Source organism: Vibrio galatheae, assembly GCF_000967545.1.
GTDB lineage: Bacteria > Pseudomonadota > Gammaproteobacteria > Enterobacterales > Vibrionaceae > Vibrio > Vibrio galatheae.
In genome coordinates, this window is the sequence record NZ_JXXV01000018.1 from 293398 (window position 1) to 319586 (window position 26189).

Genomic DNA, 26189 nt, shown 5'->3' on the forward strand with positions numbered 1-26189 from the left:
CTGCGCGTAGCAAACAGATCGCAAAAACAGCGATACAAAGTAATGATGTGAATTGTCTTAAAAGACTTGGCTCGAATAGAGCGAAGATTGAGCTACGCCGACTAACCCTGTGAAATCCGAATAACAATGTAAAAATGGATAACAGGTGTTAGTTGTACATATTGGCGTAATCTCCTACAGAAATGATGCGCTGAGTATAGAGCAATTTTTGTTCTTGTTGCAAGGGCTCAAATAGCAAACACATGATGTTGTCACAAACCAGGATATCTCCCACCGTTTAAATCAACGCGCGATACAAACGCTACACAGCCTGCTTAGTATCGACTGAATCAGCCTTGGAGGTGACATTGCGAAACAGTATCTCGTTGAGGCTCGTCGAACTGATTGGTTTAGTGATCACATCACAGCAACCCGCCGAGATCATCTGATCTCTGGCTTCTTGATAGGCATCAGCCGTACAACCTATCATCACAGGTTGGTGTGGTAATTTAAGGCCTAATATCTCTTTGACTGCTTGCGTGCCATCCATAACTGGCATGTGGTTGTCCATAAATACCACATCAAAGTCGCGTTGGGTGACCTGCTCGATCGCTTCTAAGCCGTTACTCGCAATGTCGTACTCAAAGCCTAATTTATCTAGGAATCGACCTAGGACCATTGCATTCACTTTGGTATCTTCAACGATCAAAACCCACATGCCGGTACCGTTATATGTTTGCTGACCATCGGCGACTTGGTCTGCTGATTCATCCGTTGCTAAAGAGATAGGTACGGAAACGGTAAAAGTACTGCCTGTGCCGAGCGTACTGTTTAAATCAATAGTGCCCTGCATGACGTTCACTAACTCAGACACAATCGCCAGTCCCAAACCTGTCCCTCCAAATCGACGTGTCGTGTCTGTTTCTGCCTGACTGAATGGATCAAAAATGAGCGCTTGTTTCTCTTGGCTAATCCCGATTCCACTATCACTGACGCTCATTTTCAATGTCGGCTGGCTTTGACTAAACTCAATGCCAACCGCCAGTTTCACTTGCCCCGATATGGTGAACTTGAGCGCATTACTGAGCAGGTTTTGTAGTACCTGCATTAGCCGAGTTTCATCACTGGCGATACGAACATGGACGTCAAAATCGCATTGGCAGACAAAGTAAATCCCTTTCTCTGCACACAAAGGGGTATAGAGATTGGTCAATTTGGTTGTGATATCCGCCAATAGAAAGCTTTTTTGCTCTAACTTGACTTTCCCCGCCTCAGTTTTAGAAAAGTCCAAAATATCGTTGAGAACCGTCATCATGTGGTGGCCAGAATTGAGCAAGGTGTCGACGTACTCTTTTTGCTCTTGGTCTAACGAGGTGTCTTGAAGTAATTCTCCAACGCCAAGAATGCCATTCATCGGCGTGCGTAATTCGTGGCTCATCGCGGCAAGGAATTTAGATTTAGCGATATTGGCAGCATTGGCTTCAATGGCCTTTTGCTCTAAGTTGTCTTGAAGCTCAATGCGCTGACTAATGTCGCGCTTGACCGCCATATAACCTTCCAGTTTTCCATCAGCTTGAAACAGCGGTGTCAACGTTAATTCAATCCAATACCACTGACCATTCTTATGGTAATTGATCAACTCGAACGAACCGCTTTGCCACAATTTAGTGACCTCTCTTATCTCATCTATGGTCAATCGGCTGGTCAACTCTCCATGCAATAAGCTATCTGGATCGCGGCCTAACGCTTCCGCTTCCGTATAGCCAGTCAGCTGTTCAAACGCCGCATTAACCCAAACAATATGGCTATTGGCGTCGACGAAGATCACCGCGTCACGCATGTACTTGACCAAGCGAGCCAAACGGGCAGACTCGGCCTCGCGCCGTTTAAGCTGCTTCGATTGTTTACGCAGTTTTTTCTCTGACTTATACAAAGCTTGAAACGGTGAAACTAACACATGTTGACCAAAGATAAACAAAGCGACGATGGCGATCAGCGTGGCCAGCGCCATACCGACCAAAAGACTCTCAATAAAGTTATTTTTCGCATTTGTGATTAACTGTGGGGAGTAGGAATAAAGAATCGTAAAATCTAGATCTTTCACTGGTTTCTGTTCTATCAACCAGCCGTTAGGATTGTGCATACTCCAATTGAATCGATCTTGTTTTAAGCCAAACCAGTGCAGCGAATCACTGCCAAAACCAGAATAAAATCGACTGTCATCCAATGGCGTGACTAAAGTCACCAACCCCTCAGGCAAACTATTGTATTCAACAGGCAAGGTAACAATCAGGTAGTTGCTTTGCATTTGGTCAAAAATCGAGTACGACGGATTGACGAGTAGGCTTCCATCTTGTATTCCATCAGCAATAAAAGCGGTGACCTTCTCTGGCAAAGCTAAATCAGAATAGACTTTCTCACCAACAAAATCATAGACATTAATAAACGATGACACACCGATTGGTTTGTAGCGTTTTAGTTGATCATAAAACGCTGACGGATTATCGATTCCTTCCAGTACAGCACTTAAAACAAGCGGGTGTTGCGCCAAGTTTTTTAATATTTGCTCGCGCGCATGTATATATTCGGTGACATACTGCTCAACCGTGGTGAGCTTACTGTCGAGACTCTCATCAATGACAACTTGTGCGGTTTTAGAGGCTTGATGCTGAACAAAAATCAAACTAACCGAAAAGAACACGGCAGAACAAACAACGATGAAGAGCGAAAACAAATGCATCCCATTTCTTTTGTCAAAGATTAGCATTGCGCCACCTTACACACTCCTTTTAGCCTTTGGCTGCCTAAAGTAATTTCACCGCATTGTTATTGTCATAATAGGCCATGCAATAATCACTTGCAGACAACGCCTCATGCGCATCTAAATTGGTACTACTGGGCAACTCAAACGGTTGATGATAGGTTTTGAGCAGCCCTTCTACAGGCATATCCATATTTTCTAATGCAGTTTTTAGCGTACGCCGATTGGTTATCGTATCAGAGACGAACTGCACGTTTTGTGCTGCTGCTATCAATAATTTTGTCAAATCATAACCATGGACGAACCCTGCCGGCGCTTCAATATTCAGGCTAGCAAACGAGTCGGGATAAATGGCTTTCGCACGCTCAAACACTTGGGCTTGATATTCCGTCAGTGTCGAACTGTAGAAATTAAAGCAGGATTGAATAAATCGCAGTGGCGCTTGCTCCCTCACGTTATAGGGAACAATACGTGAAAACTGACCGCCCGTTATTCCCCAATGACTGTACACAGGCAGTCTTTCTCCAACTTCAGAAATCGCCTCAACAATCGCCTTACCTTCTCTGGTATTGGCCACCATCAATAAGCAATCAGCCCCAGCGCTAAGAGCTTTGCGCACGATAATCCGCGCGTCGGAATTTTCAATCCCCCAGTCAAACCATGAAGTGTCGGTTTGACTGTCAAGTTCCATCGGCAGCGCTTTCATCATCGCTTTAAAATTTGACTTACCCCAACCCGTATTTTCTAGCACCAGATGAGGATGGCGACACTGCTGCTCAACGGCATAATCAACCAGAATTTTACCGACTTTGGAATCATCAACAGAAAGGCGAAAGATATAATTATTCTCGCTCGGCGTGCCGCGCGTAATGGGCGTTGCCGCCGCCCAAGGGACAAGGGTTAATAAAGACGATTGATTGATGAAATCACGGTACTTAATCAGCGGTGGACTGTGTAAGCCTGCGACCAAAGCAATCGTGGCGGGATCATTAAGAGCGCGCTGGATGTTCGCTTTGCTGCGCTTAACGTTTCCCCTATGATCTAAGGCAACAAACTCGACGGGAATACCATTGAGCTGATTACCGACTTCCGAGAACGCGACCCTGACACCCTGCTCGATTGCGAGTGCTGACTCAGAGTGTCCGGTTCTATCTGCATCAAAATAGATTTTCAATACTAACGGCGCTGACGCAAAGGTCGACGCACAAAACAGCCACGAAGCGATTCCAATCCAGAACCGAGGCATACCAGCTCCCTTGGACGATGAACGAAAGATAACATTAGCTTAGGTGACTGGTCGCCATTTTCCAATTTCTAGTACTTTTAGCGTAGAAATATTCGAAAAGGGATTAGGTCAGGAGTCTAGTCAATTTGCTGTACTGAAATGCGATTTTTAAACTCAAATACCTTTTCTGCGCATACATCAATACAGCTCCCACAGCTCATCACAATTTGGCGACAACCCCTGCTGCATCGCCCTGTGTGCGGCACTGAGCAAAGATATCTTGGCTTGCTTGATAAACGGATGTTTCAACATCCATGATGCCAAGCATTGAGTGAAACAGATTATCGTGGGAGTAATGTTCCGAGTGCGCGACTTGCTCTAAGCAGTGATTATCTAGTCCTTTTTGCTGTGCAAATTGAGGTGAAGTCCAAACCATCAATGGGACTTTTGTTTGCTGTTCGGGCGCGAGTGCGTATGGCATACCATGCAGAAACAAACCATTTTCACCAATCGACTCACCATGATCCGAAACATATACTAAGGCAGTATTGTATTTGTCTTGTAAGCCTTTGAGCTTGTCCACCACCTGCGCAATAACGTAATCAGTGTAACGAATGGTGTTGTCATAACTGTTTCTGATCTGTTCCACCGAGCAATTTTCGATATCCGCGCGCGGGCAATCAGGTTGAAAAAACGCATGCTCACGTGGATAACGCTGAAAGTAAGTTGGCCCGTGGCTGCCAATAACATGCATCAATACCATGCGGTTTCCTTGCATGTTATCCACTTGCTGGTCAAAATTTTCCAACAACGCCATATCGTAACAGGTTGACCCATTGCATAAGCCGTCGTTGCGCTTACGGTCAATTTCTTGCTTAGTGATGTGCTTCGCAACCCCTTTGTCACCACCGTCATTCTCTAACCAAAATAGATCGACCTTGGCGCGCTTTAGAATATCAAGCACGTTGTCCTGATTGTCAGCCACCTCACGACTGTAGTTATCATGACCTAAAGACGAGAACAAGCATGGCACAGAGACCGCTGTTGCAGTGCCACACGAAGCAACATCCTGAAACGACACCATATTCAAGGCTTGTGTATAGGCGTTAGTCGCACGCGAGTAGCCATTGGCTTGGTACTCTTGCGATCGCGCGGTCTCACCGAGGACAAACACCATCAAGGTTGGCTTTTCTTGAGCGGCAGCCAAAGCAGACTGGCTTTGCTTAGCGTCGATCCCCATCGGCTGATATTCAATCGGCTCGGTCAAATAAGTTTTGTTGACGTATTTCGTGACACTGTAGACCCACTGTGTCGGCACAATCATCTGTCTAAGATAAGCATTGTTGCGACCCACTGATGCATAGTCTTGGTAATATAAGCCTGCAATCACCGCAATCACCAATAGCGATGCCACCATAGAGCCAGCTTTTTTCATCAGCAGGTTAAAAAATGATCGCGGCTTTTCAATCGGCAGTAACATTAGCAACAGCGCAGGAAGGACGCCCATTAGCAGCATCCATGCGACTGAGTAACCGCTCAAATACGCAGTCGCCTCGCTACTGTCTGTTTCTACTATGTTAGCGACCATATTCGAATCAAATAGAGTGCCATAATTGAACCCTGCATAGCTCACCGCAGCAGATATCACCAACAATATTACAAAATATGGCTTAGTGATAAACGGCCAGCTAAATAGATTGAAAAGAAGATTAAAGGCGGCAAAAAAGAACACCGGAATCGAAACCACAAAGCCGATTTTAACTGTGCCTAACTCGCTGAATATTTCCAGCAATGCAGAGTAAACCGGTACATTAACCACCAGCGCAAAGTAGCCCGCCAGCAAAGCTGTAAGGCCAACATAAGAAAAAGGTGAACCACTAAATAATCGTTTCATGCCTTACACCAATATATAGATCCAAGTAAATGCGGCTAAACACAGCGCGATAAACACCGCTGAAGATCCGATGTCTTTTGCGCGGCCACTCAGCTCATGCCAATCACTGCCAATACGATCGACAACAGCTTCAAGTGCCGAGTTAAGTAATTCGACGATCACGACCAACGCCAAGCTAGCGATCAGCAGTAGATGCTCAACTTTGCTCACGGGTAACAGGAAAGAGACAGCAACCAAAACAATGCTTAGCAGCACCTCTTGGCGAAAAGCGGCTTCGTGGTTCCAAGCGGAACGCAGCCCATAAAGAGAATATTTTGATGCGTAGAGAACGCGAATAATGCCGGAATGTCCTGGTTTCACTTCAATACTCAGTCTTGTTGCAAATTAGATAGCGTCAGACTAGCGTTTGAAACTTAAGAAACCCTTAAGATAAGAAATTCAAATAAGGAAGGCGGAACAAGGTTTGGCACAGAAGGGGTCAAAATAGCAGGATCATAGCAGAGGTCAGCAAACCTCCGCCATATCGATGTGTCATCATTCTCCCTGAGAATTAGAACTGATAGACCAAGCCCGCGCATATCATGGGTTAACTAATATCACGGCAACGAATGGGAACTTGATTTGCAAATTTAGTATTTTTCTAAACTAGCCTGTTTATTTGACCCTGTAACGACACAATACAGGGTTGTTGTAAACATAAACACGGCGTCAGTTATTGTTCAAATCCTTCTAAGGTAATAATTGCGTAACCGTTCTTTTTGACTTGCTCATTAAGTTCTGAGAACTGCTCGCTGGTGTGACAAAATTGACAGTCACTTGAACTCAAACTTTCGACCTCTAGTTGCCGCAGCGCCAAGAACGCCTTGGCTGCATCAATTGCCTTCTGTGCATCGCGTTGTTGAAGTAACACGTCAAAATGCAATTTTTTGCCTTCAAGGGTAGTGGTATGGGTATCGTAGACGTGTAAGCTCATATTATCTCCAAAGATTGTCTTTAATTTATTTAGTACTGACACGGCCTGGCAGCGACAAATCACCAGATGCAATATCATGGACCTCGGTAACACAAAGAAGCGGTGCATGAACGTTTGCGTTCACCTTCAGTACCGCGCTGACCGAGTCAAAATTAAAATTTTTATCCGTTGTCAGCGATGACTTGGGCACCTCAACTCGAAGCTCTGTTGTGGTAAATTCAGGAGAAAAGTCGGGGCTATCAATATAAATCGGTAACTTTGGCCATGTCTCTGGCACTGTCGGTGATGAGTTTTCAGGTATGTCACGTACTTTGAGACCACCCGCGCAGGTTTCGTCTTTAACCAGTACGACCCAATGTGAATGCCACTGGTCACCGTCATTGGTTAAGTTTCCATCGCCATTTTCATCGTATAGCGGCGTGTCGTCAAAATCTGGGTGTGCAGTTACTGCTAGGGCGACGATGCCTTTTTCTTTATCAAAACCTATTGCTGATGAATCTAAGCTAGTCGGCCATACGTAGCTATACACTTGCGCCCCAGCCAACGCCCCTGTGAAATCAGGTTTCAAACTACCGATATGATCACGGACTTCCAGTTGAAAAACAAAACGGTCCTGTTGCTCTATGACCTTGCTATGAATCAGATCAAAGCTTGCTGGGATACGGTTATCTGAGCTAGCAATAATATGCTCATCTTGGTGAGCAGCCACAGTTCCAGTTTGTAAACCAACAATAGATGCAATTGTGGCAAGGGCCTTTCTTTGAGTACTAATTTTCATTTTTAACTCCTGTCATTAATATTTAGTTTCGCATCGAAACTAAATATTAATTTACATGCACACTTAGATTTGTCAATATAGTTTCGACTAAAAACTTTTATTATTTTTTCACGGTGGCAGTATGAGTAAAGACGTGTATGAGTTACTGGATAGAATTGGCAATTTGCTGAGAGCTGAGGTTAGGCAGCTTGGTTCAAGCTATGGCTTACATCCCGTCCATATAGAGATCTTGAGCTACTTATCTCGATGCAACCAATTCAGCGATACCCCGGCAGCGCTCAAAGAGTTTCTTGGTATCACTAAAGGTACACTGTCTCAGTCAATTACATTGCTTGAAACGAAAGGAATGTTGGTTAAACAAAAAGACGTACAAGATAAGCGGGTGTCACACCTGAGCCTCACTGAATCAGGAAGAGATCTCATTGAACAACTAACACCTCCGGATCGCTATTTAGGCCCACTCTCCAAACTGGAACAAACCTCACCTGACAGCGTTACGCTTTTAAAGCAGATGCTGGCTGAGATGCAGATCCAGAACGAGACGCTCACTTTTGGCGTGTGTCACACTTGTCGACATCATCAAGTGGTATCAGAGACAAAGTTTTACTGCCGTTTGACAGAGCTAGAATTGGATAGGAAGTTCGGTGAGTTGATATGTAGGGAGCATGAAAATACGCGCTGAAAATTCACGCTCCCAACACTGAGCCGTTAAGGCAACATGGACTTGATGTAGTCTCGGCGATTGAGTTTGCTCATCACGATGACGGCCGACACATGGATGGTGACCAAGATAAAAGTGACGTTCGCCAACACTTCATGCACCTCTTCGAGCCACTCCTCGCCCCAAAATAAGTCACTTTCCATTAGCCAACCGGAAGACGCAGTTAAAATTATCATCAGCCACAGCAACCAAATCATCACAGCTGCTGCTGGGTTGTGCCCTTGGTGATTATCGTTCCTTTCTAGCAACGCGTGTTTGATGTGATCGACAGCCGCTTTGGGTGAAGGCCAAAATCGACTAAGTCGTGCAGGAGAGTCACAAACAATTCCCCACAGCAGACGCACCGCAATGGCCGCAAGTATTGTATAACCTGCCCACTCGTGCAATTCACTCCCCTCTTCTAGCGCAAAGTAGTTAGCTAGGAAAAGGGCTGCAACTAGCCAATGAGTGAGACGTACTAGCCAATCCCATTTGAAAACACTAGTCATCTATCTCTTCCTTCACTTTGGCCAAATTGGTTGGGTCAAAATAGATCTCAACGCGCTGCTTATCTTGGTTGTAGCCATACAACTCATAACAACCTGTATCAGTGCGTTTAAACACCTTAATTTCATAACCCATATCTTCAACTTGTGACTTGGCTTGCTCGAAGTCGATCCACTGTGATTCTGGCTCAGTTGTACAAGTCGGGTCAGCGACGGCCATCGGAATGAATCCCAAAACGGATGAGCCAAAGATAAGCATTGCAAGTGTATTTTTCATCAGAATTCCTTACTAGTTTTGTCCAATTTCTCTTGGATAGTAAGGAGTGAAACTTAAGAAACCCTTAAGCCAGTAGGCATAAAAACAACCCAACAAGAATGCGCGCGAAAACTCATTGCTAATAAACAACTCTATTTCATACACAACTAGATGCTTATCACCTTTCATAAGTGTCATTACGACTACACTGGTTTACATCTTAGGACATAAAGGAAGTCAAACTAATGAGCTATCACTTCGCCGCAACACTATTATTTGTCACTTTTTCGATAGGAAACGCTTCAGCTCAACCGCCGGCATATCTCGCTAAAGTTGAAATAGCACATAGTGGAGGCACTGATGTATGTGGATGCCACCATAATAGAAAAACCGGCGAATATCATTGCCATACCAGAAAACAACGTGGCGGTAGCTGTCCGCCTTAAATAGAATACTAAAAAAGCTGAGTATGCGATGACACTACTCAGCTTTGGCTAGATCTAGATAAAGATTCAGTTTTTACTCTGTGGAGGTTCGTTTGACTATCAGCGCGGTGCCCATCCCACCTCCGATACACAAAGAAGCGAGACCAAGTTGCGTGTCTGAGCGGATCATCTCGTAAATCAGAGAGGTGACGATTCGACCACCTGACGCACCAATCGGATGACCAAGGGCAATAGCACCACCGTTGACATTAGCTCTCTCTTCAAACCAATCATAAGGCACATTGTGTTGCTCACTCAGTCCTTTCATAACGCCTATCGCTTGAGCTGCAAACGCTTCGTTTAGCTCTAAGCGCTGAATATCGCTTAGTTTAAGTTGTGCGCGTTGCAGCGCCTGTTTGACCGCTGGGATAGGGCCTAACCCCATGACTTCAGGCTCAACGCCACCTTGCCCAGTTGCAACCACTTCAACTAGTGGCGTTAAGCCGTATTGATTGACAGCCCGGCCACTGGCAACAACTAGCGCTACCGCTCCATCATTTAATCCCGACGCATTACCCGCGGTCACGCTTCCTTGCTTATCAAAAGCTGGGCGCAAGCCAGCCAATGTATCGATAGTGGTGCCAAATCTTGGGTGTTCGTCCGTGGTGATTTCACTTTCGCCCTTGCGTGATTTAACCGTCACTGGGACGACTTCAGCACCAAAATGACCACACTTGATCGCATGCTCGGCTCTGGATTGGCTACGCAGTGCAAATGCGTCTTGCTCTTGTCGGTTGATTTCGTAGCGCTTTGCTATGTTCTCGGCTGTCATCCCCATATGATAGCCGCCAAACGCGTCAGTTAAGCCATCTTTTAGCATGGTATCGACCATAGCCATGTCGCCCATTTTATTGCCCTGACGACATTTTCCATCAACAACAAAAGGGGCGTTGCTCATACTTTCGGTTCCCGCTGCAACGACAATATTTGCATCGCCACTGCGTACAGAATTGATGGCATTGAGCAAAGATTTCATTCCGCTACCACAGATCATATTCAGTGTATAAGCTGGAGTTGTCACCGGAATACCCGCGTAAACCGAAGCTTGGCGACCAACACCTTGACCTTGCCCGGCCCCCAGTACATTGCCGACAACCACTTCATCAACAGTTTCAGGTGCTAGCTTTGCTTGCTTGAGTACTTCTTTGATGGTCAAACTTGCCAACTCAACCGCCGATTGCGAACTCAACCAACCCAGAAAAGTCCCAATCGGGGTGCGCTTAGCCGCAACAATATAGACTTTATCACTCATGTTATAGCACCAACCCGCCGTCAATTTTTAACACTTGCCCTGTAATAAAGCTCGACTTGTCACTGGCCAAAAACTCCACACCATTGGTAATGTCCTCTTTGGTACCCATCCGACCTAACGGCGTTTTCTGTTTCATTAAATCGAGGACTTTTTCCGGTAAATCGGCGGTCATTGGCGTTTCGATAAATCCCGGCGCGACGCAATTGGCACGAACTTGTGCACCTTTACGAGCGAACTCTTTCGCCCAACCTTTGGTCATTGCGATAACGCCGCCTTTGGTTGCGGCGTAGTTAGTTTGACCAATGTTGCCGTCAGTACCGACGACCGAAGACATGGTCACAATCGAGCCGTAGTTGTTTTCCATCATCAAAGGCGCAACGGCCTGAGTCAGATTGAAGACCCCTTTAAGATTGACATCAATGACAAAGTCCCACTCTTGCTCGGTCATTTTGTCGATCAGTGCATCTCGGGTTACACCGGCATTATTCACTAGGACATCAATACGCGAATATTTCTGTTCTATGGTGGCAACGAGCTCGGCAATGGCTGCGCGGTCACAAATATTAATCGTGACAGTTTCAACATTTTCCACATCAGAAAATGCCGTGGATAACCCGTCCGCGTTCATGTCTAAGGCATACACCTTTTCGGCACCATTTTGAGCAAACCTTTCAGCAATTGCTCGACCTATTCCTTGTGCTGCGCCTGTTACCAGACAAATTTTGTTGTCAAACATGTCTTAATCCTTATGGGCAAATAAAAAACTGACGAGTAAATCAATTGAGTACAAACGTACAGCTAGCAAAGACGCTTGCCTCAACTGGAAGCAAGATGAGCTGTTATTCATCTTGGTTAAGTTTGAGTCGAAACTGCGTGTCAAAGATTGCAGAATCCATAATTTTTAATGACGAACTGACGACAGGATCGAACGTCATCTGTTGCAAGATATCGCGCTGTAAATCAATGCCGGGTGCGATTTCCGTCAGCTCTAAGCCATGCTGAGTCAAACGAAACACCGCCCGTTCGGTAATATACATAACGGGTTTATCGCTATTTAACGCTTGCTGGGCACAGAAAGTGATCTGTTCGACCTGATCAATCAGTTTCTCCTGACGACCTTCTTGAATAATAGTCAATCCCTGTGAATTGACCTCTAATTGCAGGCCCTGTGCGGTAAAGGTGCCACAAAAATAGACCTTCTTCGCGTTCTGAGTAATGTTGATAAAGCCACCGCAGCCAGCAATTTTGCTACCAAAGCGTGAGACATTGATGTCGCCTTTTTGATCGCATTGCGCCAGGCCAAGGAATGCTTGATCGACCCCGCCACCGTCGTAGAAATCGAACATCTGATCTTGGCTGATGATCGCCTGAGGAAGCCGAGACGCACCAAAATCCAGACCACTTTGTGGGGTACCGCCAACGGCTCCGGGCTCAACGGTCAATGTGAAACGATCCATGATGCCTGCTTGCTGCACCACCTGAGCAATGTACTCAGGAGCGCCGATGCCTAAATTAAGAATTGAGTTGGCTTCTAGCTCCATAGCGGCGCGGCGAGCAATGATGGTTTTGGCATCCAGTTTGCTCACCTGATTTGGTTTAGTGCTAGCGTCAATGTCATCACCACTGGCAACACCGACAAATTCTGGATTCATCATAGTGGCGAAGGTTTGCATGTGCTCTGTTGGATCTTGGCAAACCACAACCGCATCAACAAAAATACCTGGGACTTTCACCGCATGGGGATCGAGCGTTCCAGCCTCTACCACCTGCTTAACTTGAACAATCACCCTGCCGCCATTGTTCTTGGCCGCTTGCGCTGCCGCTAAACTCTCAACGATCAAACACTCATCTTCCATGGTAATGTTGCCATTCTTATCTGCTGTGGTGCCACGCAAAATAGACACATTAACGGGAAGCTTATGGTAGAACAGATGTTCTTCGCCTTTTAGATCAATCACTTCAACCCAATCTTGTGTGGTTGCAGAATTAATTTTTCCGCCTTCGACACGTGGGTCAACAAAGGTGCCAAGCCCAACTTTGCTAATGGTGCCTAATTTACCCGCCGCGGTATCACGCAGCAGATGAGAAATAATCCCTTGAGGGAGATTGTAGCCTTCAATAAGGTTATCGACCGCGAGCTGTTGCAGTTTGGGTACCAAGCCCCAGTGACCACCAATGGCTCGTTTTACCAGCCCTTGCTGAGCGAGGTGATTGACCGCTCTTCCTTGTCCGTCACCTTGCCCTGCGGCGAATAGTAAGGTCAAATCTCTTGGTTGTTGGCACATGGCAAAACGCTCGCCGATTGCACGTTCAATGGCTTCTGGAACCACACTACCAATGAAGCCACCTAATAGCACAGCATCTCCGTCATTGATCCACTGCGCGGCTTGTTCCGCTGTTAACTCTGCGACCACTTCAACCTTCCTTGTTAAATTCGAAGCTCTTTAACGATTTATTCCAGATTAGACCGTGCCGCGCAGGTTGTTAATTGCACAAAAAGAGATTGTGAATTTCATATTTGAAATTTTTAAATGGTGCGGTTTTGCATCTCTGCAACGCGCTGATACAGATACTGTTTAAATCCGGCGCAGCGTTCCGGCATTGGCGTACGTGGGCGATAGTAGACGTCGATATCGAAGCTAGCACACTGATATTGCTGCATAATGTGCTGTAACTCGCCACATGCAAGTTGCGCGCTCACCAACGAGTGGGGTAAATAAGCAATTCCCGCATGTTCTAGGGCGAGGTCGAGTAACATTTCACTGTTGTCGCACTCTAACGTATCTCGAATGGTCGCAATTTCCGTTTGGCCATTGTGCTCAAAACACCAACGATTGCCCCCAACTAGTGTGCGCGCATATAAGCAGCGGTGCTGGCCTAGTTCACTCGGACTGGTTGGCATGCCGTGTTCAACAAGATACTGCGGCGATGCGCAAAGATACAAAGGTTCACGCAGTAGACGACGACGTATCAGTAGCGAGTCTTGCTCTGGCTCACCGACATAACTTGCACTGGCTCGAAAGGCGAAATCAATACTTAAAGGATCGAACTCGCCCGCTTCGATAAAGATTTTAAAATTAACCTGAGGATGCATAGCTATGTATTCCGCGACAATTTTAGTCAGGTATTGGCGCGCAAACAGGGGTGTTGAAGAGAGCTTAATTTCACCGCGCTGCTCCTCAGCCAGGTTTTGTACCTCTTCACATAGGCTATGAATATCTGGCAACAACGGCGAAAAGCGCTCGTAAAGCAGTTGACCCGCTTGCGTAGCCACCAATTGGCGCGTGCTGCGTTTTATCAACTCAACCGACATCGCTTCTTCAAGCTCTTTGACCCAACGGCTGCCTGCTGCGGGAGAGATCCCTTGCTGAATGGATGCCTCACGAAATGAGCCTAAGCGAATCACGGCGCAAAAGAAGACAATCTTATCTAGGATCGGTTGGCGGCTTGAAAGCAAGTTGGTGGTCATACGCTCACCAGCCCTTTTTGCAGCGCTAGTTTCACCAAAGCGGCGGTTGATGTTGCGCCCAATTTCTTCTTAATTCTGAGCCTGTGGGTTTCAACGGTACGCACACTGATGTGCAATGAATCAGCGATGTCTTTATTGCAAGCGCCGTTAACGATCGCCTTCAACACATCCGATTCACGATTGGTTAAGGTATCGTCTTTGGGCTCAGGTTTATCATTGATCTGTTCCAGCAATCGATCGGACGCCTGAGGACAAAGGTATGAACGGCCTTGCGCCACCTGATTGATTGCCATTACCAACTCTTCTGAGCCAACATCTTTCAGTACGTAGCCTTTCGCCCCAGCTTTCACCGAGCGAACGACGTAATCTCGGCTGTCGTGCATCGATAACATGATCACCGCCGTATTCGACTGCTTCTTCTCAAGCTTCTCTAACACTTCAATGCCATTCAGACCGGGCATATTGATGTCTAATAACAACACATCCGGTTTGAGTGACAGCGTGCTTTCTAAGGCATCGACCCCCGTCCCTACACAGGTAACAATATCTAAGTTGTCTTCCCTTTCCAGCCGTGACTTTAGCCCATCTTGCATCAAACGATGATCATCGGCCAATATCAGTCTAATCATACAAACTCCATGTTTAAGCTCACTCGCACTTCCGTACCTTGTCCTTGCTCACTGGTGACGGTAAATGTGCCACCGATCGCTTGAATCCGTTCTCTCATATTTTGCAATCCCATGTGCTCAAATATGGCTTGATGACGCTTACCTGATTTGAGCAGCTTGGCAGGAATGCCCACCCCATCATCACTGACGGTAAGAATCAGCATTCTCCCTTCGCGCTGCATAATTACGTCCACGCCCTGCGCATTGGCGTGCTTTTCAACGTTGTGCAACGCTTCTTGCACCACTCGGTAGAGCGTGGTTTCCACCTCTGGTAGGAACTCTTCACCATCAATATCATGTTCAAACACCAGCTCAAGTTGAGTTCGTTCACGTAACTCGTTGATGTAGGCTTCGATGCCTGCCACCAGACCAAGATCATCCAACTGTGGAGGCCGCAAATCCCGCGAGATGCGCCGCAACTCAACAATGGCATGTTCCATGGCATTTTTGCTTGCATCTAGCTCAAGTTCTTTCTTGGCTTCATTCTTCTCTTGCGCAACGTTATCTAAGCGGTACTTGGCCGCGACCAACAATTGATTGACGCCATCATGCAACTCTCGCGAAACGCGGCGACGTTCGTTCTCTTGCGAGTCAATAATTTGCTGATTGAGTACACTGAGTTGCTGGTTAGCTAAGCGGCGCACATTGAGGTTTAATGACGCGCCCAACGCCGCAATGACAGACACTGCGATAATCACGACCCCAAATAGCGCGCTGCTTGTTTTGCCGATGTTTTGGTCGAACCCATTTTGAATGTGGTTCACTTGGCTTTCGATATCGTCAATATAGACGCCCGTTCCGACCATCCATTGCCACTTGTCGAGCGACACTGCGTAACTGAGTTTTGGTAACGGCTCTTTTTTTGACGGTTTGTGCCACAAGTAATCGACAAATCCACCACCACTACGGCCAGCCTTGATCAGCTCTTGCAGTAATTTTTTACCTTTGACATCTTCGACATCCCACCAGTTTTTTCCTATGCGCTCCTGCTGGTATGGCAGTACCAATGCATCGCCTTCCCAGGTATAGACAAAAATGTAGCCATCGCTGCCATACGTGAGTTGGTTCAACTTTTCAGCAACAATTTGCTTGGCAAGATCGGGGGCTAATGACTCATCTAGGTAGTAGGGTTCGATACTTTTAACTGCCATTTCTACGTACTGAACCAATTCCTGCCTTTTCGCGGCAAGAATATTTTTCCTCGTAAGCTCGACTTGTTCACTAACCAGTTGTTTTGCCTGACCAAACAAGATTCCAGCCACAATAGACACCACCACAATTAAGGGCACGATCGAAAGCAAAATGATATTGATAGTCAGTCTTCTGTTGCTAACGAAACCCATTTTGCTCTCCATGCTTGTACGTAGTTTTACTGAAACTTTATATCGAAAATTGCACTTAGTACCGACTAAATTTGCGCAATTCTCCTTATAGAGCGGATTTCATCTCACCCCTACACTTAGGCTCAAATGTAACATCACATTAACATTCACAACGCTGCGATGTTCACATTTCTCGTGTTTAAAAGGATTACAGCCTAACAAGGAGACTTCCATGAAGTTCAAAAAAGTAGCACTCGCCTCACTGATCGCCGTCTGCGCAACATCGAATGCCTTAGCGGCGGATAAAAAGGTGTTGCTGAAAACGCCGATTGCTTTTGGTAGCCATTTACCTGCGCTAGGGACGCCGATTCAGTGGTTCTCTGAGAAAATCAGTCAAACCTCGGGTGGCACCATCAAGATGAAAATCTATGAGCCGGGTAAGCTAGTCAATCCGCCCGAGATTCTCGACGCGGTTTCAACTGGTAAAGTCAACTCTGGCTATGCGATCTCTGGTTACTGGCAAGGTAAGCTTCCTGCGTCGGCGATTTTTTCTGCTATCCCATTTGGACCGGAAGCGCCTGAATTCATGGCATGGTTGTTCTTTGGCAACGGCTTAAAACTTTACCAAGAGATGTATGACGAAGGCGGATTCAACGTCAAAGTGATGCCGTGTGCGATTATCTCGCCTGAAACCTCGGGCTGGTTCCGCAAACCAATTGATAAGCCTGAGGACTTAAAAGGTCTCAATATGCGTTTTTATGGCTTAGGCGCATCTGTGATGGAAAAACTTGGTGTCGGCACTGTGCAGCTACCGGGCGGTGAAATCTTTGGCGCACTTGAGAAAGGAGCGATTGATGCCTCTGAGTTTTCTCAACCCGCGATTGACGAACGTCTAGGTTTCCACAAAGTCGCTAAATACAACTACTTCCCTGGCTGGCACCAACAATCAACAGTATTCGAGTTGTTGATCAACAAGGATACGTGGAATGAGATGAGTCCAGTTCAGCAGTCGGCTGTGGAAACGACCTGTATGGCAACCATGACCTACTCGATTGCAGAAGGTGAGGCACTGCAATTTGCAGCGATGGAAAAAGCCAAGCAGAACGGCGTCGAGATCCGCTACTGGAACGAAGAGATGCTGAGCCTGTTCAAAAATACTTGGATGGAAGTCGTGGAAGAGAAAAAAGCCGAAGACCCATTCTTTAATAAGGTATGGGAAGATCTCAGTACCTTCCGTGCCGGCTATGCTCTATGGGCATCCAATGGCTTCCTACCTCGTGAAACGAAAGCCCAATAACTTGTCTGTGAATTGGACCTACTGGCCGACGCATTTGCGTCGGCCAAGGTTGTAAGGAGTCACCAATGAGCAAGGTGCTGTATTCTACCCCTACCGTTCCTATGTATTGCCATATTGAACGGACAATTAACTTGGCGAGCAAAGCGTTAGCTTGGACCAATCTCGCGTTAGTTGCCGTTATTATCATTCAAGTCGTGTTGAGAAAAGTCTTTTCCAACGGCCAAATTGCGTTAGAGGAGCTGCAATGGCACCTATACGCCACCGCGGTGATATTTGGCACCGCCTATGCGCAAGTGACCAATCTGCATGTCCGGGTCGACATTTTCTACCATAAGTTTTCTGAGCGCAAAAAGGCCTTTGTCGACCTGCTTGGTTTGCTTTTTTTAGCCATCCCATTCGTTGTGATTGTCATTTTACACTCTTACGATTTCGCCTATGAGGCTTGGCGAGTCAACGAAAGCTCGGCCTCGCCGTCTGGTTTACCTTATCGCTGGCTAATCAAAGGCGTCATTCCACTCAGCTTTAGCCTGCTGCTGTTGTCTATGGTAGCCAAAATACTGCGCGATATAGACACATTGCTCAATGACGAAGCACAACAAGGAGCACATCATGGAAGCAAATGAATGGATTGTGATCGCCATGTTCGGCTCGTTTATCCTGCTGTTATTTACTGGCATTCCAGTCGCCTATGTATTAGGTGGTGTTGGCGTGATGTTCGCGGCGATTGGTTACTTTGCCGATATCTATCTTGATACCTTTACTGGTCTTGATTACACCAGCCTAGGTTTGGTGGTGAACCGTATCTATAAAATCATGGATAACTGGATATTGGTCGCGCTACCCATGTTCATTTTCATGGGTAATATGCTCGACAAGTCAGGGATTGCCGAGAAGTTAATGTCATCAATGCAGGCTTTGTTTGGCAAAGTGCATGGCGGCTTAGCGATCACCGTCATGGCAATTGGTATTATCTTGGCGGCCTCAACGGGCATTATTGGCGCTTCTGTGGTGCTACTGACCGTCATGTCACTGCCAAGCATGATGCGTCAAGGTTATCACCTGCCACTTGCGCTCGGCACTGTCGCCTCAGCCGGAACACTCGGTATCTTACTGCCACCGTCTATCATGCTGGTGATCATGGCCGATCAACTTGGCCTATCTGTTGGCGATCTGTTTATGGGCGCCATCATGCCGGGTCTGCTGCTGGGTAGTTTATACATCATCTACATCCTAGTGGTGGGTAAGATGACCCCGCACAAAGCGCCAGTACCAGAACATGTCGAGCCGGTTGATTGGCGCTTGATCTTGCAAGTGTTCAAGGATATCACTCCGACTGTGGTACTGATTTTATGTGTCCTCGGCTCTATATTTGCCGGTATCGCCACCCCGACCGAAGCGTCAGGGATCGGCGCACTCGGTGCTACCTTGCTCGCAGCGTATAACAAAAAGCTCAACCTCAAGGTACTCAAAGAGGTATTGCTGTCATCCTATGGCACCACCGCCTATATCTTTATGATTTTCTTAGGTGCGTCATGCTTTGCTTTAGTCCTACGCGAGCTGGGTGGTGATGAGTTAATCGAGTCGTTCTTAAGTGGCTTACCCTTTGGTCCATATGGAATCATCGCCTTCATTCTAATGATCGTGTTCCTGCTCGGCTTCTTCCTTGACTGGATTGAAATCACTTTGATCGCGCTACCTTTGCTCGCTCCTGTGATTGCTAGCCTTGGCATTGAGCTGGATGGACACGGCGTGGTGGATAACCCTAGCTTAGTGTGGTTCGTGATGCTGGTTGCGATGGCGCTGCAAACTAGCTTTTTAACCCCTCCGGTTGGATTTGCGCTGTTCTATTTGAAAGGTGTCTGTCCGGAAGGCGTCGCGTTAAAAGATATTTATCGCGGTGTGATTCCCTTTATTGCCATCCAGTTAGTTGCGCTGATCTGTTTGGTGGTTTGGCCACAATTAGTACTTTGGTTCCCAAGTGTTGCCTACGGATAATCATTGCACGTCATTACCCACTCCAAAGCCAGCTCATCTGAGTTGGCTTTTTACACTAAGAAGTCAGCAAAACAAATTGTTTGCGTAGCTAAAGTCCACTGCAGGCGAAAAAGCCACCACTTGACCACGAGCCAGTGTGACCAGATCTGAGCTTTTGTTTGACGATATTGCTTTTCCAAGCAGAACCGATACAATCGCCAGCGCTATATTAGCAAACGTTTAATTTATTCTCAGGGCGGGGCGAAATTCCCCACCGGCGGTATTCCCTTATAATAGGGTGAGCCCGCGAGCGCTCGATACGTCGAGGTCAGCAGATCTGGTGAAAACCCAGAGCCGACGGTTATAGTCCGGATGAGAGAGAATGAAAACACACCATCATAAGTTGAGCTTACTCGTTCAACAATGTCGTGGTGCATTTCGTTTGGCTGAGGGGCTTTACCTCAGTACTCATGTATGCCCTGATTCTGGTGATATTTAGGAGTTAACCATGAATCAGTCATCTTTACTTGCCGAATTCGGCGATCCAATTACCCGCGTAGAAAACGCACTTTCTGCTCTGCAACAAGGTCGAGGCGTACTGCTACTTGACGATGAAGATCGTGAAAACGAAGGCGATATTATCTATTCCGTTGAGTCACTGACCACGGAGCAAATGGCACTGATGATTCGCGAATGCAGTGGTATCGTCTGTTTGTGTCTGCCTGAAGAGCAAGCCGATCGTCTTGAACTGGCGCCTATGGTTGCAAACAACAACAGCGCTAACCAAACTGCGTTTACTGTTTCCATCGAAGCCAAAGTTGGCGTAACAACGGGTGTTTCAGCTCAAGATCGCGTCACAACCATTAAGACAGCAGCGAACCCAACCGCAAAACCTTCTGATCTGGCAAGACCTGGGCATGTGTTCCCACTGCGTGCGCGCAAAGGGGGAGTGTTAACTCGCCGCGGTCATACCGAAGGTACAATCGACTTAATGCAAATGGCCGGCCTGCAGCCTGCGGGCGTTCTGTGTGAAGTCACTAACCCTGATGGCAGCATGGCAAAAGCGCCAGAAATCGTCGCATTTGGCAAACTACACAACATGCCTGTACTGACTATCGAAGACATGGTGATGTACCGTAGGCAGTTTGAACAAAAACTTGCTTAAACGTCAAAAGCCAAGTGCAGTGCACTTGGCTTTTTAGATTTTAACTTACTGTTTATCAAGCCTTAGCTGGTTTTAATGTCTCACCTGTATGCCTCAATCTGAGATTAAACAGTACCAATAACACTATCGCGGCTAACGAACCAAATAGAGAGACATACAAGGTGCTGTAATAGTTATACAACTCCCCCACCACACCTAGTGAAAGACTCGCAATCAACGCGCTGACATTAAGTAGATTGGTAAACAGCGTTGAAGCCGTTCCCAAGCGATCGCGCATCATATCTTGCAGCACCACCATTCCTAAGGTTGCACACACGCCAATAAAGAATCCGTTGAGCAGTTGGGCGCAGAGCATGGCAACAAAACTTGTGTTGGTCAGCATCACTACATAGAACAGCGCGCCACTGACGATCCCCATCACTAATAACTTGATTGTCCCTACTTTATCAGACAAACGCCCTGCCCACAGCATCACTGGAATTTCACATAGTGCGCCCGCGCCAAACAAGAAACCTAACCAGTTTGAATCGACTTGCAACTCTTGTGACAGGTAGAGAGGCATACTGGTGATGTAGAGGTTATTAGCGGCAAAAGCTAGTGCCATCGCAAAACAATAGAGCGCAATCAATCCTACTTTGGTGGCTGAGAGTGGTTTACGTGAGTTGTGCTCCGTTTGCTCAACCGATTTCTTACAATCAGGTAGATAACGTAAAATCACCCCTATCGCGATACTAACTATCAGAGCAGACACCGCAAAAGCCGTTCCAAAGCCAAAGCTTGCCTTAATGATGAAAGCAGCCGGTGGACCGAATACCCACGCGATCGCCATGCCCGCACGCATGGTTGAAAGAAACGTGGTGCTGTCTTCCACATTCTCGTCGGCATATTCACGCCCCATCGCAAACAGTTGGCCAAAAGCGGCACCGCTGATACTACCAAACATGGTTGCAATCGCTACGCCGACCCAATACTCACGAACAAAAATAAAGCTCACCACAGTAATGAAATAACTAATCAGTGCAGTAACCAATATTGCTTTGCGCGGCCAGTTCTTATCCGACTGAGAGGCTAAAAACTGTGATACCGCAACCGAACTCATTACGGCCAATACCATGTACAGACTCAACATCATCGGCGTAGCGCCTAGCTCCTCAACGATAAATAGACTCGACAGAGGATAAAAAAATGCCCCACATAATCCTGCGACAAAGGCAGTAAAAATGAACAAGATGGCAGTTTTATCTTTATACATAATTAGCGACTCTCTTTTCGTCCAAGGTGAAGTAAACGGCGTTAGTTTACTCAATGTCACATCTTTTCATTGATAGTATTCGAGCTAGTTCTAATACTTATCCGTCAAAAACTGATTTAATTTTGACGGATAAACGCATCCAACGTACTCTACAGCGGTAAAGCAAGGACCAAACTATGAAACCGTTTATCGAGAATGTACTCAATACTCCCCACTACGATTGGTTGGTGCGCGAGTATCAATGCCGCGTGGCAAACGAAGAATTTTCTTGCCCATGGCACTATCACACTGAATACGAACTGGTGCTGTATTTGGATCCTGATAATGTTTTCAGCGGAAACTACCTTGCTGGTGATACGGTCGGGCAAATTGAAGATAAAACCCTATTGCTCTACGGACCCGGCTTGCCACATATGCTCAGCGGTAAACTTATGAGCAGTGAAGACAAACCACATCGGTCGATTATTGTGTGGCTAAAGCAGCATTGGATAGACAAACTGCAAGCGATGGTCCCCGAAGCTCGAAACATAAAATCACTGCTGGAAAAATCCGCTTTTGGCATGCAGTTTAGCCAACAAACGGCCAATAAGGTCGCTAAGCTGCTTGCTGGAGTAGAAAGCTTAGATAGGCACTATCAATCACTGCGAGTAATGGAAGTACTGGTTCTGTTAGCGGATGATAAAGACGCACAAAAACTCTCGGTAACACCGTATCGAATCAGCCAAGTTACAGGGGATAAAGAAGCGCACCGCAAGGTAGAGCGAGCAACCCAATACATAGAGAATCACTTCCACGCCGCGATTCGCATCTCAGACTTATGCCAAGCGCTCCACATTAGCGAGAGCTCAGCCTACCGCTTGTTCGAAAAACATTTTGGCGTGAGCTTTTCTGATCATTTGAAGCAATTTCGTATCGGTAAAGCGTGTGAATTGCTCGCCAACACGCAAGCGCCAATCGCATTAGTTGCGGAAAGAACCGGATTTCAAAACCTTTCCAATTTCAATCGCCAGTTTCGCTCGGTAAAACAGATGACCCCCTCCCAATTTAGGGCAAGGTTTGAATAGACGTCGTTGTTCGTTTGCGAGGTAAGTTAAATTCACAAGTATGATGACAACAACAAAAAAGCGCTTCATGCATGAAGCGCGTGGAAAGGGATAAGATTAGGCGTATACAACGAACACACCTAGGTACGATCTCATCATTTTTACGATCTAGATGATCCCTCGTGCAATGCCAACTCGACGTCCTTCTTCCATTTCCCACTGCACCCCATACTTATCTACCCAGTAGAAAAATGAGATCGGGAACCCGTTTAACTTCTCAGGGTGATAGTCATGAGAAGGGTTAATCATAGTAACGCCTTCTTGCGCCTTCAAATAGTTAAATACGGCGGTACAGTTCGAGACTTCAAGCGCAATGTGTCTTGGCCCACCAAGGTCATAGGTTTTGGGTTGAGGCGGAATCTCAGATTTTCCTATCGGGCGGTGATAGCGCATTAGCTCGAGATAAATCGACGCGTAGGGATGTTTCAAAAAGAGTACATCGACCTCGACATCTTGGTTAGCCAACCCTGCATCTTGGTTAAACTCATCCATTGATACATTGCGATAATCCATCTTCTGCCCTTGGTCATCAACCGCACGCTCAAAGCCAAGTACGTTGTGATAATAGTCCGCGGCACTATCTACATCTTCGACAATGATGTTGACATGAGATAGACCGAGAACAAAGCCGCTGATGTCTTTTTGGGTGAGGCGCTTGAATAGTTCTTGTTCTGCGCTCGGTGATATTTCAACCGCGTAGTTGACCTCTTTCCCTGTCTCGATCTGCTCGTTACAGACCAAATAGTCTTTTACTTGATCATTCTTTGTGTCACTCGGACCTGACTGCACCTGCGCATGCCAACGTTTAACTGCAAACCAATCAGGGTTAATAACATAAGCGGCAGCGACCAAATCAAAAGGAATAAAACCGTGGCTAGAACCAAAGAGAGTCGCCCACTCTAAAGCCCAAATACGTGACTCTTTCTCTAGATACGCGGCAAGAGAACTGCCATTCTTCATCTCTCTTAACTCATGGAAATCTATCCAGATATCGTCGCATGCTTCAAAAGGAATCAGGGTCAGCTGAACATCACTGTTTAGTAGTGCGTTAAACGCGGCTTGATCGACTTCAAAATTCAGGTCTCTAAATGGTCTTAGCTGGCGTTTACTCGTGACAAAATGCTGCTCTTTATTCCTCCGCCCTGCCACGCATACCACTTCTTCGATATTGTGAATCAGTTGAGGAAAATGTTTGATAACAAGCGCAATATTCGTCAATGCGCCGATCGCAAGTATGGTCAATGGCCCTTGTTGCAAGGCTTGAGCTAAGTGCTCGACCGCATCGGGAAGCGCTTTCCCTTCTGCTTGCGAAAAAAATACTGGGCTACCTTTGGAAACCGTGAGGCTGGTTGGACCAAACTGAGTGGTAAACTGAGTGGCAATTTTAGTCGTGACTTCAATATCGTCGCAATTACCAAGTGTAGAACTCAAACCAACGATATCGATCTCTTGACTACGAAACATCACCCCAAGTGCATAGCCATCATCGACATCACAAGGAACAAGTCCGTTGTAGTGGCCTATCGTGATATCGGTATCAATCCACGTCCGTTTTTGTGGCACGTCTAAACAATCCTCAGATCTAAAACTTTGCATACACTCTCCTGTAATTCAATGTCACTCTTGTCGCACCTAAGATGATTTTACGTTGCTTCAATCTATCATGAGTTTTTCACTGTACATGACGACATTGCGGCCATATTCTTTACCACGGTATAGCTGTTCGTCTGCTTTGACGATTGCCTGTTTTAGACACTCATCCAACTGTTCGATAGTCACACTTTCTCTGTTCGAAAGAATAGGGATTGCGCCAATCGATATGGTGACAACTTTATGCGGTGGGTTATTGCGATGTGCAATGTTTAGCTGCTCTATCGCTAACCTTAAAGCTTCGATTCGTTGTTTGAGCTGATTGATGTCATTACCACAGAGAATAAAAACAAACTCCTCTCCCCCTAAACGACATCCCAGTTCCTGTGGGGTCAACTGATTAATCATCGTATTGGCGACTTCCGTCAGAACGTTGTCACCTTCGGTGTGACCGTAAGAATCATTAAACAGTTTGAAATTATCAATATCACACATGACAAGGTAAGTGTATTGGCCCTGAGTCAGTGCAGCTTGAATAGTTTTTGCCGCATGTTTTTGATACTTAAGCCGCGAGCCAATCCCTGTAAGTGGATCCGTTTCTGTTTGATTGTGGAGAAGCCGCAATTGGTTTTTTATCTTAGTAATCAGGCTGGAATATGAGCGAGCTAGGTCACCAATCTCATCTGCTCTCTTTATTTCTGGTATCTGAGATTGGTCAATTTTTTCAATATCTTGCTTCATTGAAGCAGCAAGTGTTTTAACCGGGCTAACAAGCCAAAATGTCACCAGATAAATCAAAAAAAACGAAATGGTCAGAGCGATCATAGCCTCAAACAGTACAGCTGTGAGCAGCTCACGTTTAATCTCTCCTAGTGCGGATGCGTCAACAACCGCTCTAAAATAGCCTCCGTTTTTGTTGCGTAGTACCACTTTAACAAACAACAAATTGGCCTTTTCATCAAGGTAGTAAGCCTGATTTTGCTGCTCACTCGGTACGGTAGGGATAGTCAGTGACTGTAAGCGAAGATTATCTTCAACGACCGCTAAGTCCACTTTAACTTTATTGATCAGGTGGTTAAGCTTCTTAATGTGAACGGTATTGTTTTCTGGTGTGGCTGCCAGCGACTGAGTGAGGCTACTCAGCTTTTCAGCAAGCTGCTTGGCTTCTTGCACTGTGACGTCGAGCCGCCACCCTTTACTCTTTTCAATCGAGTATCGAACCTTAACTGGTTGCTTTGAGTAATCACTGGTACCCGATATCTCGGCAAACTTTAAGTTCGGAATCGATTTCAAACTGTCCAGCGTTGATTGCATCAGCAAGTTTGCGTAGTTTCTGCCCGCAACTGAACCAGAGAAAAATGTATTGTATGCGGTGAGATGACTGGCTGACATATCCGCAAGATATTCTACTTTGACTGACCAATCATGTTGATAGCGGCTATACGACATACCAAAAATAATCGATAGCACGAGCGCCAGATGCGAGACAAACAGCATCTGGTTTATCGTTAGCCGACCAAATAAACGATCGCTCACGCGA

At 46.3% G+C, this 26189-nt stretch carries 24 protein-coding genes and 1 riboswitch; of the genes, 7 read left to right on the forward strand and 17 right to left on the reverse strand.

Annotated elements, in window-relative coordinates; translation table 11 throughout:
• Window positions 1-301 precede the first annotated feature (301 nt).
• The 6 genes from TW81_RS12100 to TW81_RS12125 form a co-directional block, all read right to left on the reverse strand.
• Window positions 302-2746 (reverse strand): ATP-binding protein, encoded by a 2445-nt coding sequence (locus tag TW81_RS12100; RefSeq protein ID WP_045955963.1) that lies wholly within the window; start codon window positions 2744-2746, stop codon window positions 302-304.
• Between the two features lie 37 nt (window positions 2747-2783).
• The gene (locus TW81_RS12105) at window positions 2784-3986 is read right to left on the reverse strand and encodes an ABC transporter substrate-binding protein (RefSeq protein WP_045955964.1); all 1203 of its coding nucleotides are present in this window, start codon (window positions 3984-3986) and stop codon (window positions 2784-2786) included.
• A gap of 199 nt (window positions 3987-4185) precedes the next feature.
• The gene (locus TW81_RS12110) at window positions 4186-5859 is read right to left on the reverse strand and encodes a phosphoethanolamine transferase (RefSeq protein WP_045955965.1); all 1674 of its coding nucleotides are present in this window, start codon (window positions 5857-5859) and stop codon (window positions 4186-4188) included.
• A gap of 3 nt (window positions 5860-5862) precedes the next feature.
• Window positions 5863-6219, reverse strand: a complete 357-nt coding sequence (locus TW81_RS12115) for a diacylglycerol kinase (RefSeq protein ID WP_045955966.1) — start codon at window positions 6217-6219, stop codon at window positions 5863-5865.
• A 352-nt stretch (window positions 6220-6571) separates the two neighbouring features.
• Entirely contained in the window at window positions 6572-6832 is a 261-nt protein-coding gene (locus tag TW81_RS12120) for a DUF2024 family protein (protein ID WP_045955967.1), read from the reverse strand.
• Window positions 6833-6857: 25 nt separating this feature from the next.
• A complete protein-coding gene (locus tag TW81_RS12125; protein ID WP_045955968.1) occupies window positions 6858-7610 on the reverse strand; it encodes a hypothetical protein in 753 nt (250 codons plus the stop codon).
• A 121-nt stretch (window positions 7611-7731) separates the two neighbouring features.
• Between TW81_RS12125 and TW81_RS12130 the strand changes: the two genes are divergently transcribed.
• Window positions 7732-8292: a MarR family winged helix-turn-helix transcriptional regulator gene (locus TW81_RS12130; RefSeq protein WP_045955969.1), complete on the forward strand. Its 561-nt coding sequence runs from the start codon at window positions 7732-7734 to the stop codon at window positions 8290-8292.
• 26 nt (window positions 8293-8318) lie between these two features.
• On the opposite strand, the gene TW81_RS12135 is transcribed toward TW81_RS12130, so the two are convergent.
• Both TW81_RS12135 and TW81_RS12140 read right to left on the reverse strand, forming a co-directional pair.
• Complete coding sequence (locus TW81_RS12135) at window positions 8319-8819, reverse strand: cytochrome b/b6 domain-containing protein (RefSeq protein ID WP_045955970.1); 501 nt, start codon at window positions 8817-8819, stop codon at window positions 8319-8321.
• A complete protein-coding gene (locus TW81_RS12140) occupies window positions 8812-9093 on the reverse strand; it encodes a PepSY domain-containing protein (protein ID WP_045955971.1) in 282 nt (93 codons plus the stop codon). The genes TW81_RS12135 and TW81_RS12140 overlap by 8 nt, the downstream gene beginning before the upstream one ends.
• A 224-nt stretch (window positions 9094-9317) precedes the next feature.
• On the opposite strand from TW81_RS12140, the gene TW81_RS19680 reads away from it, so the two are divergent.
• Complete coding sequence (locus TW81_RS19680) at window positions 9318-9518, forward strand: YHYH domain-containing protein (RefSeq protein ID WP_084715880.1); 201 nt, start codon at window positions 9318-9320, stop codon at window positions 9516-9518.
• 73 nt (window positions 9519-9591) lie between these two features.
• Here TW81_RS19680 and TW81_RS12145 read toward each other — a convergent pair whose 3' ends face one another.
• From TW81_RS12145 to TW81_RS12170, 6 genes are all read right to left on the reverse strand, one after another.
• Entirely contained in the window at window positions 9592-10809 is a 1218-nt protein-coding gene (locus TW81_RS12145) for an acetyl-CoA C-acetyltransferase (RefSeq protein ID WP_045955972.1), read from the reverse strand.
• A 1-nt stretch (window position 10810) separates the two neighbouring features.
• Window positions 10811-11545: a beta-ketoacyl-ACP reductase gene (locus TW81_RS12150; RefSeq protein WP_045955973.1), complete on the reverse strand. Its 735-nt coding sequence runs from the start codon at window positions 11543-11545 to the stop codon at window positions 10811-10813.
• Window positions 11546-11648: 103 nt separating this feature from the next.
• Window positions 11649-13223 (reverse strand): acyl CoA:acetate/3-ketoacid CoA transferase, encoded by a 1575-nt coding sequence (locus TW81_RS12155; RefSeq protein WP_045955974.1) that lies wholly within the window; start codon window positions 13221-13223, stop codon window positions 11649-11651.
• 113 nt (window positions 13224-13336) lie between these two features.
• Complete coding sequence (locus tag TW81_RS12160) at window positions 13337-14278, reverse strand: LysR family transcriptional regulator (RefSeq protein ID WP_045955975.1); 942 nt, start codon at window positions 14276-14278, stop codon at window positions 13337-13339.
• Window positions 14275-14907: a response regulator gene (locus TW81_RS12165; protein WP_045955976.1), complete on the reverse strand. Its 633-nt coding sequence runs from the start codon at window positions 14905-14907 to the stop codon at window positions 14275-14277. Before TW81_RS12165 ends, TW81_RS12160 begins: the two co-directional genes overlap by 4 nt.
• Complete coding sequence (locus TW81_RS12170; protein ID WP_045955977.1) at window positions 14904-16289, reverse strand: cache domain-containing protein; 1386 nt, start codon at window positions 16287-16289, stop codon at window positions 14904-14906. Before TW81_RS12170 ends, TW81_RS12165 begins: the two co-directional genes overlap by 4 nt.
• A 211-nt stretch (window positions 16290-16500) precedes the next feature.
• On the opposite strand from TW81_RS12170, the gene TW81_RS12175 reads away from it, so the two are divergent.
• From TW81_RS12175 to ribB, 4 genes are all read left to right on the forward strand, one after another.
• Entirely contained in the window at window positions 16501-17565 is a 1065-nt protein-coding gene (locus tag TW81_RS12175; RefSeq protein ID WP_045955978.1) for a TRAP transporter substrate-binding protein, read from the forward strand.
• A 65-nt stretch (window positions 17566-17630) separates the two neighbouring features.
• Window positions 17631-18188 carry a TRAP transporter small permease subunit gene (locus TW81_RS12180; RefSeq protein ID WP_045955979.1) on the forward strand — a complete coding sequence of 186 codons (558 nt, stop codon included), beginning with the start codon at window positions 17631-17633 and terminating at the stop codon, window positions 18186-18188.
• Entirely contained in the window at window positions 18175-19560 is a 1386-nt protein-coding gene (locus TW81_RS12185) for a TRAP transporter large permease (RefSeq protein ID WP_045955980.1), read from the forward strand. The genes TW81_RS12180 and TW81_RS12185 overlap by 14 nt, the downstream gene beginning before the upstream one ends.
• Before the next feature lie 222 nt (window positions 19561-19782).
• A riboswitch (FMN riboswitch) is annotated at window positions 19783-19927 on the forward strand.
• Window positions 19928-20047: 120 nt separating this feature from the next.
• Complete coding sequence (gene ribB, locus TW81_RS12190; RefSeq protein WP_045955981.1) at window positions 20048-20704, forward strand: 3,4-dihydroxy-2-butanone-4-phosphate synthase; 657 nt, start codon at window positions 20048-20050, stop codon at window positions 20702-20704.
• Window positions 20705-20759: 55 nt separating this feature from the next.
• Here the strand turns inward: ribB and TW81_RS12195 are convergent, their stop codons facing one another.
• Window positions 20760-21956 (reverse strand): sugar efflux transporter, encoded by a 1197-nt coding sequence (locus TW81_RS12195; RefSeq protein ID WP_045955982.1) that lies wholly within the window; start codon window positions 21954-21956, stop codon window positions 20760-20762.
• Between the two features lie 176 nt (window positions 21957-22132).
• On the opposite strand from TW81_RS12195, the gene TW81_RS12200 reads away from it, so the two are divergent.
• On the forward strand, window positions 22133-23020 hold the full coding sequence (locus tag TW81_RS12200; RefSeq protein WP_045955983.1) for a helix-turn-helix domain-containing protein: 888 nt from the start codon (window positions 22133-22135) through the stop codon (window positions 23018-23020).
• 147 nt (window positions 23021-23167) lie between these two features.
• Here TW81_RS12200 and TW81_RS12205 read toward each other — a convergent pair whose 3' ends face one another.
• Both TW81_RS12205 and TW81_RS12210 read right to left on the reverse strand, forming a co-directional pair.
• Complete coding sequence (locus TW81_RS12205) at window positions 23168-24655, reverse strand: nucleoside hydrolase (protein ID WP_045955984.1); 1488 nt, start codon at window positions 24653-24655, stop codon at window positions 23168-23170.
• Window positions 24656-24712: 57 nt separating this feature from the next.
• Window positions 24713-26185 (reverse strand): GGDEF domain-containing protein, encoded by a 1473-nt coding sequence (locus TW81_RS12210; RefSeq protein WP_239424348.1) that lies wholly within the window; start codon window positions 26183-26185, stop codon window positions 24713-24715.
• Between the last annotated feature and the right edge of the window lie 4 nt (window positions 26186-26189).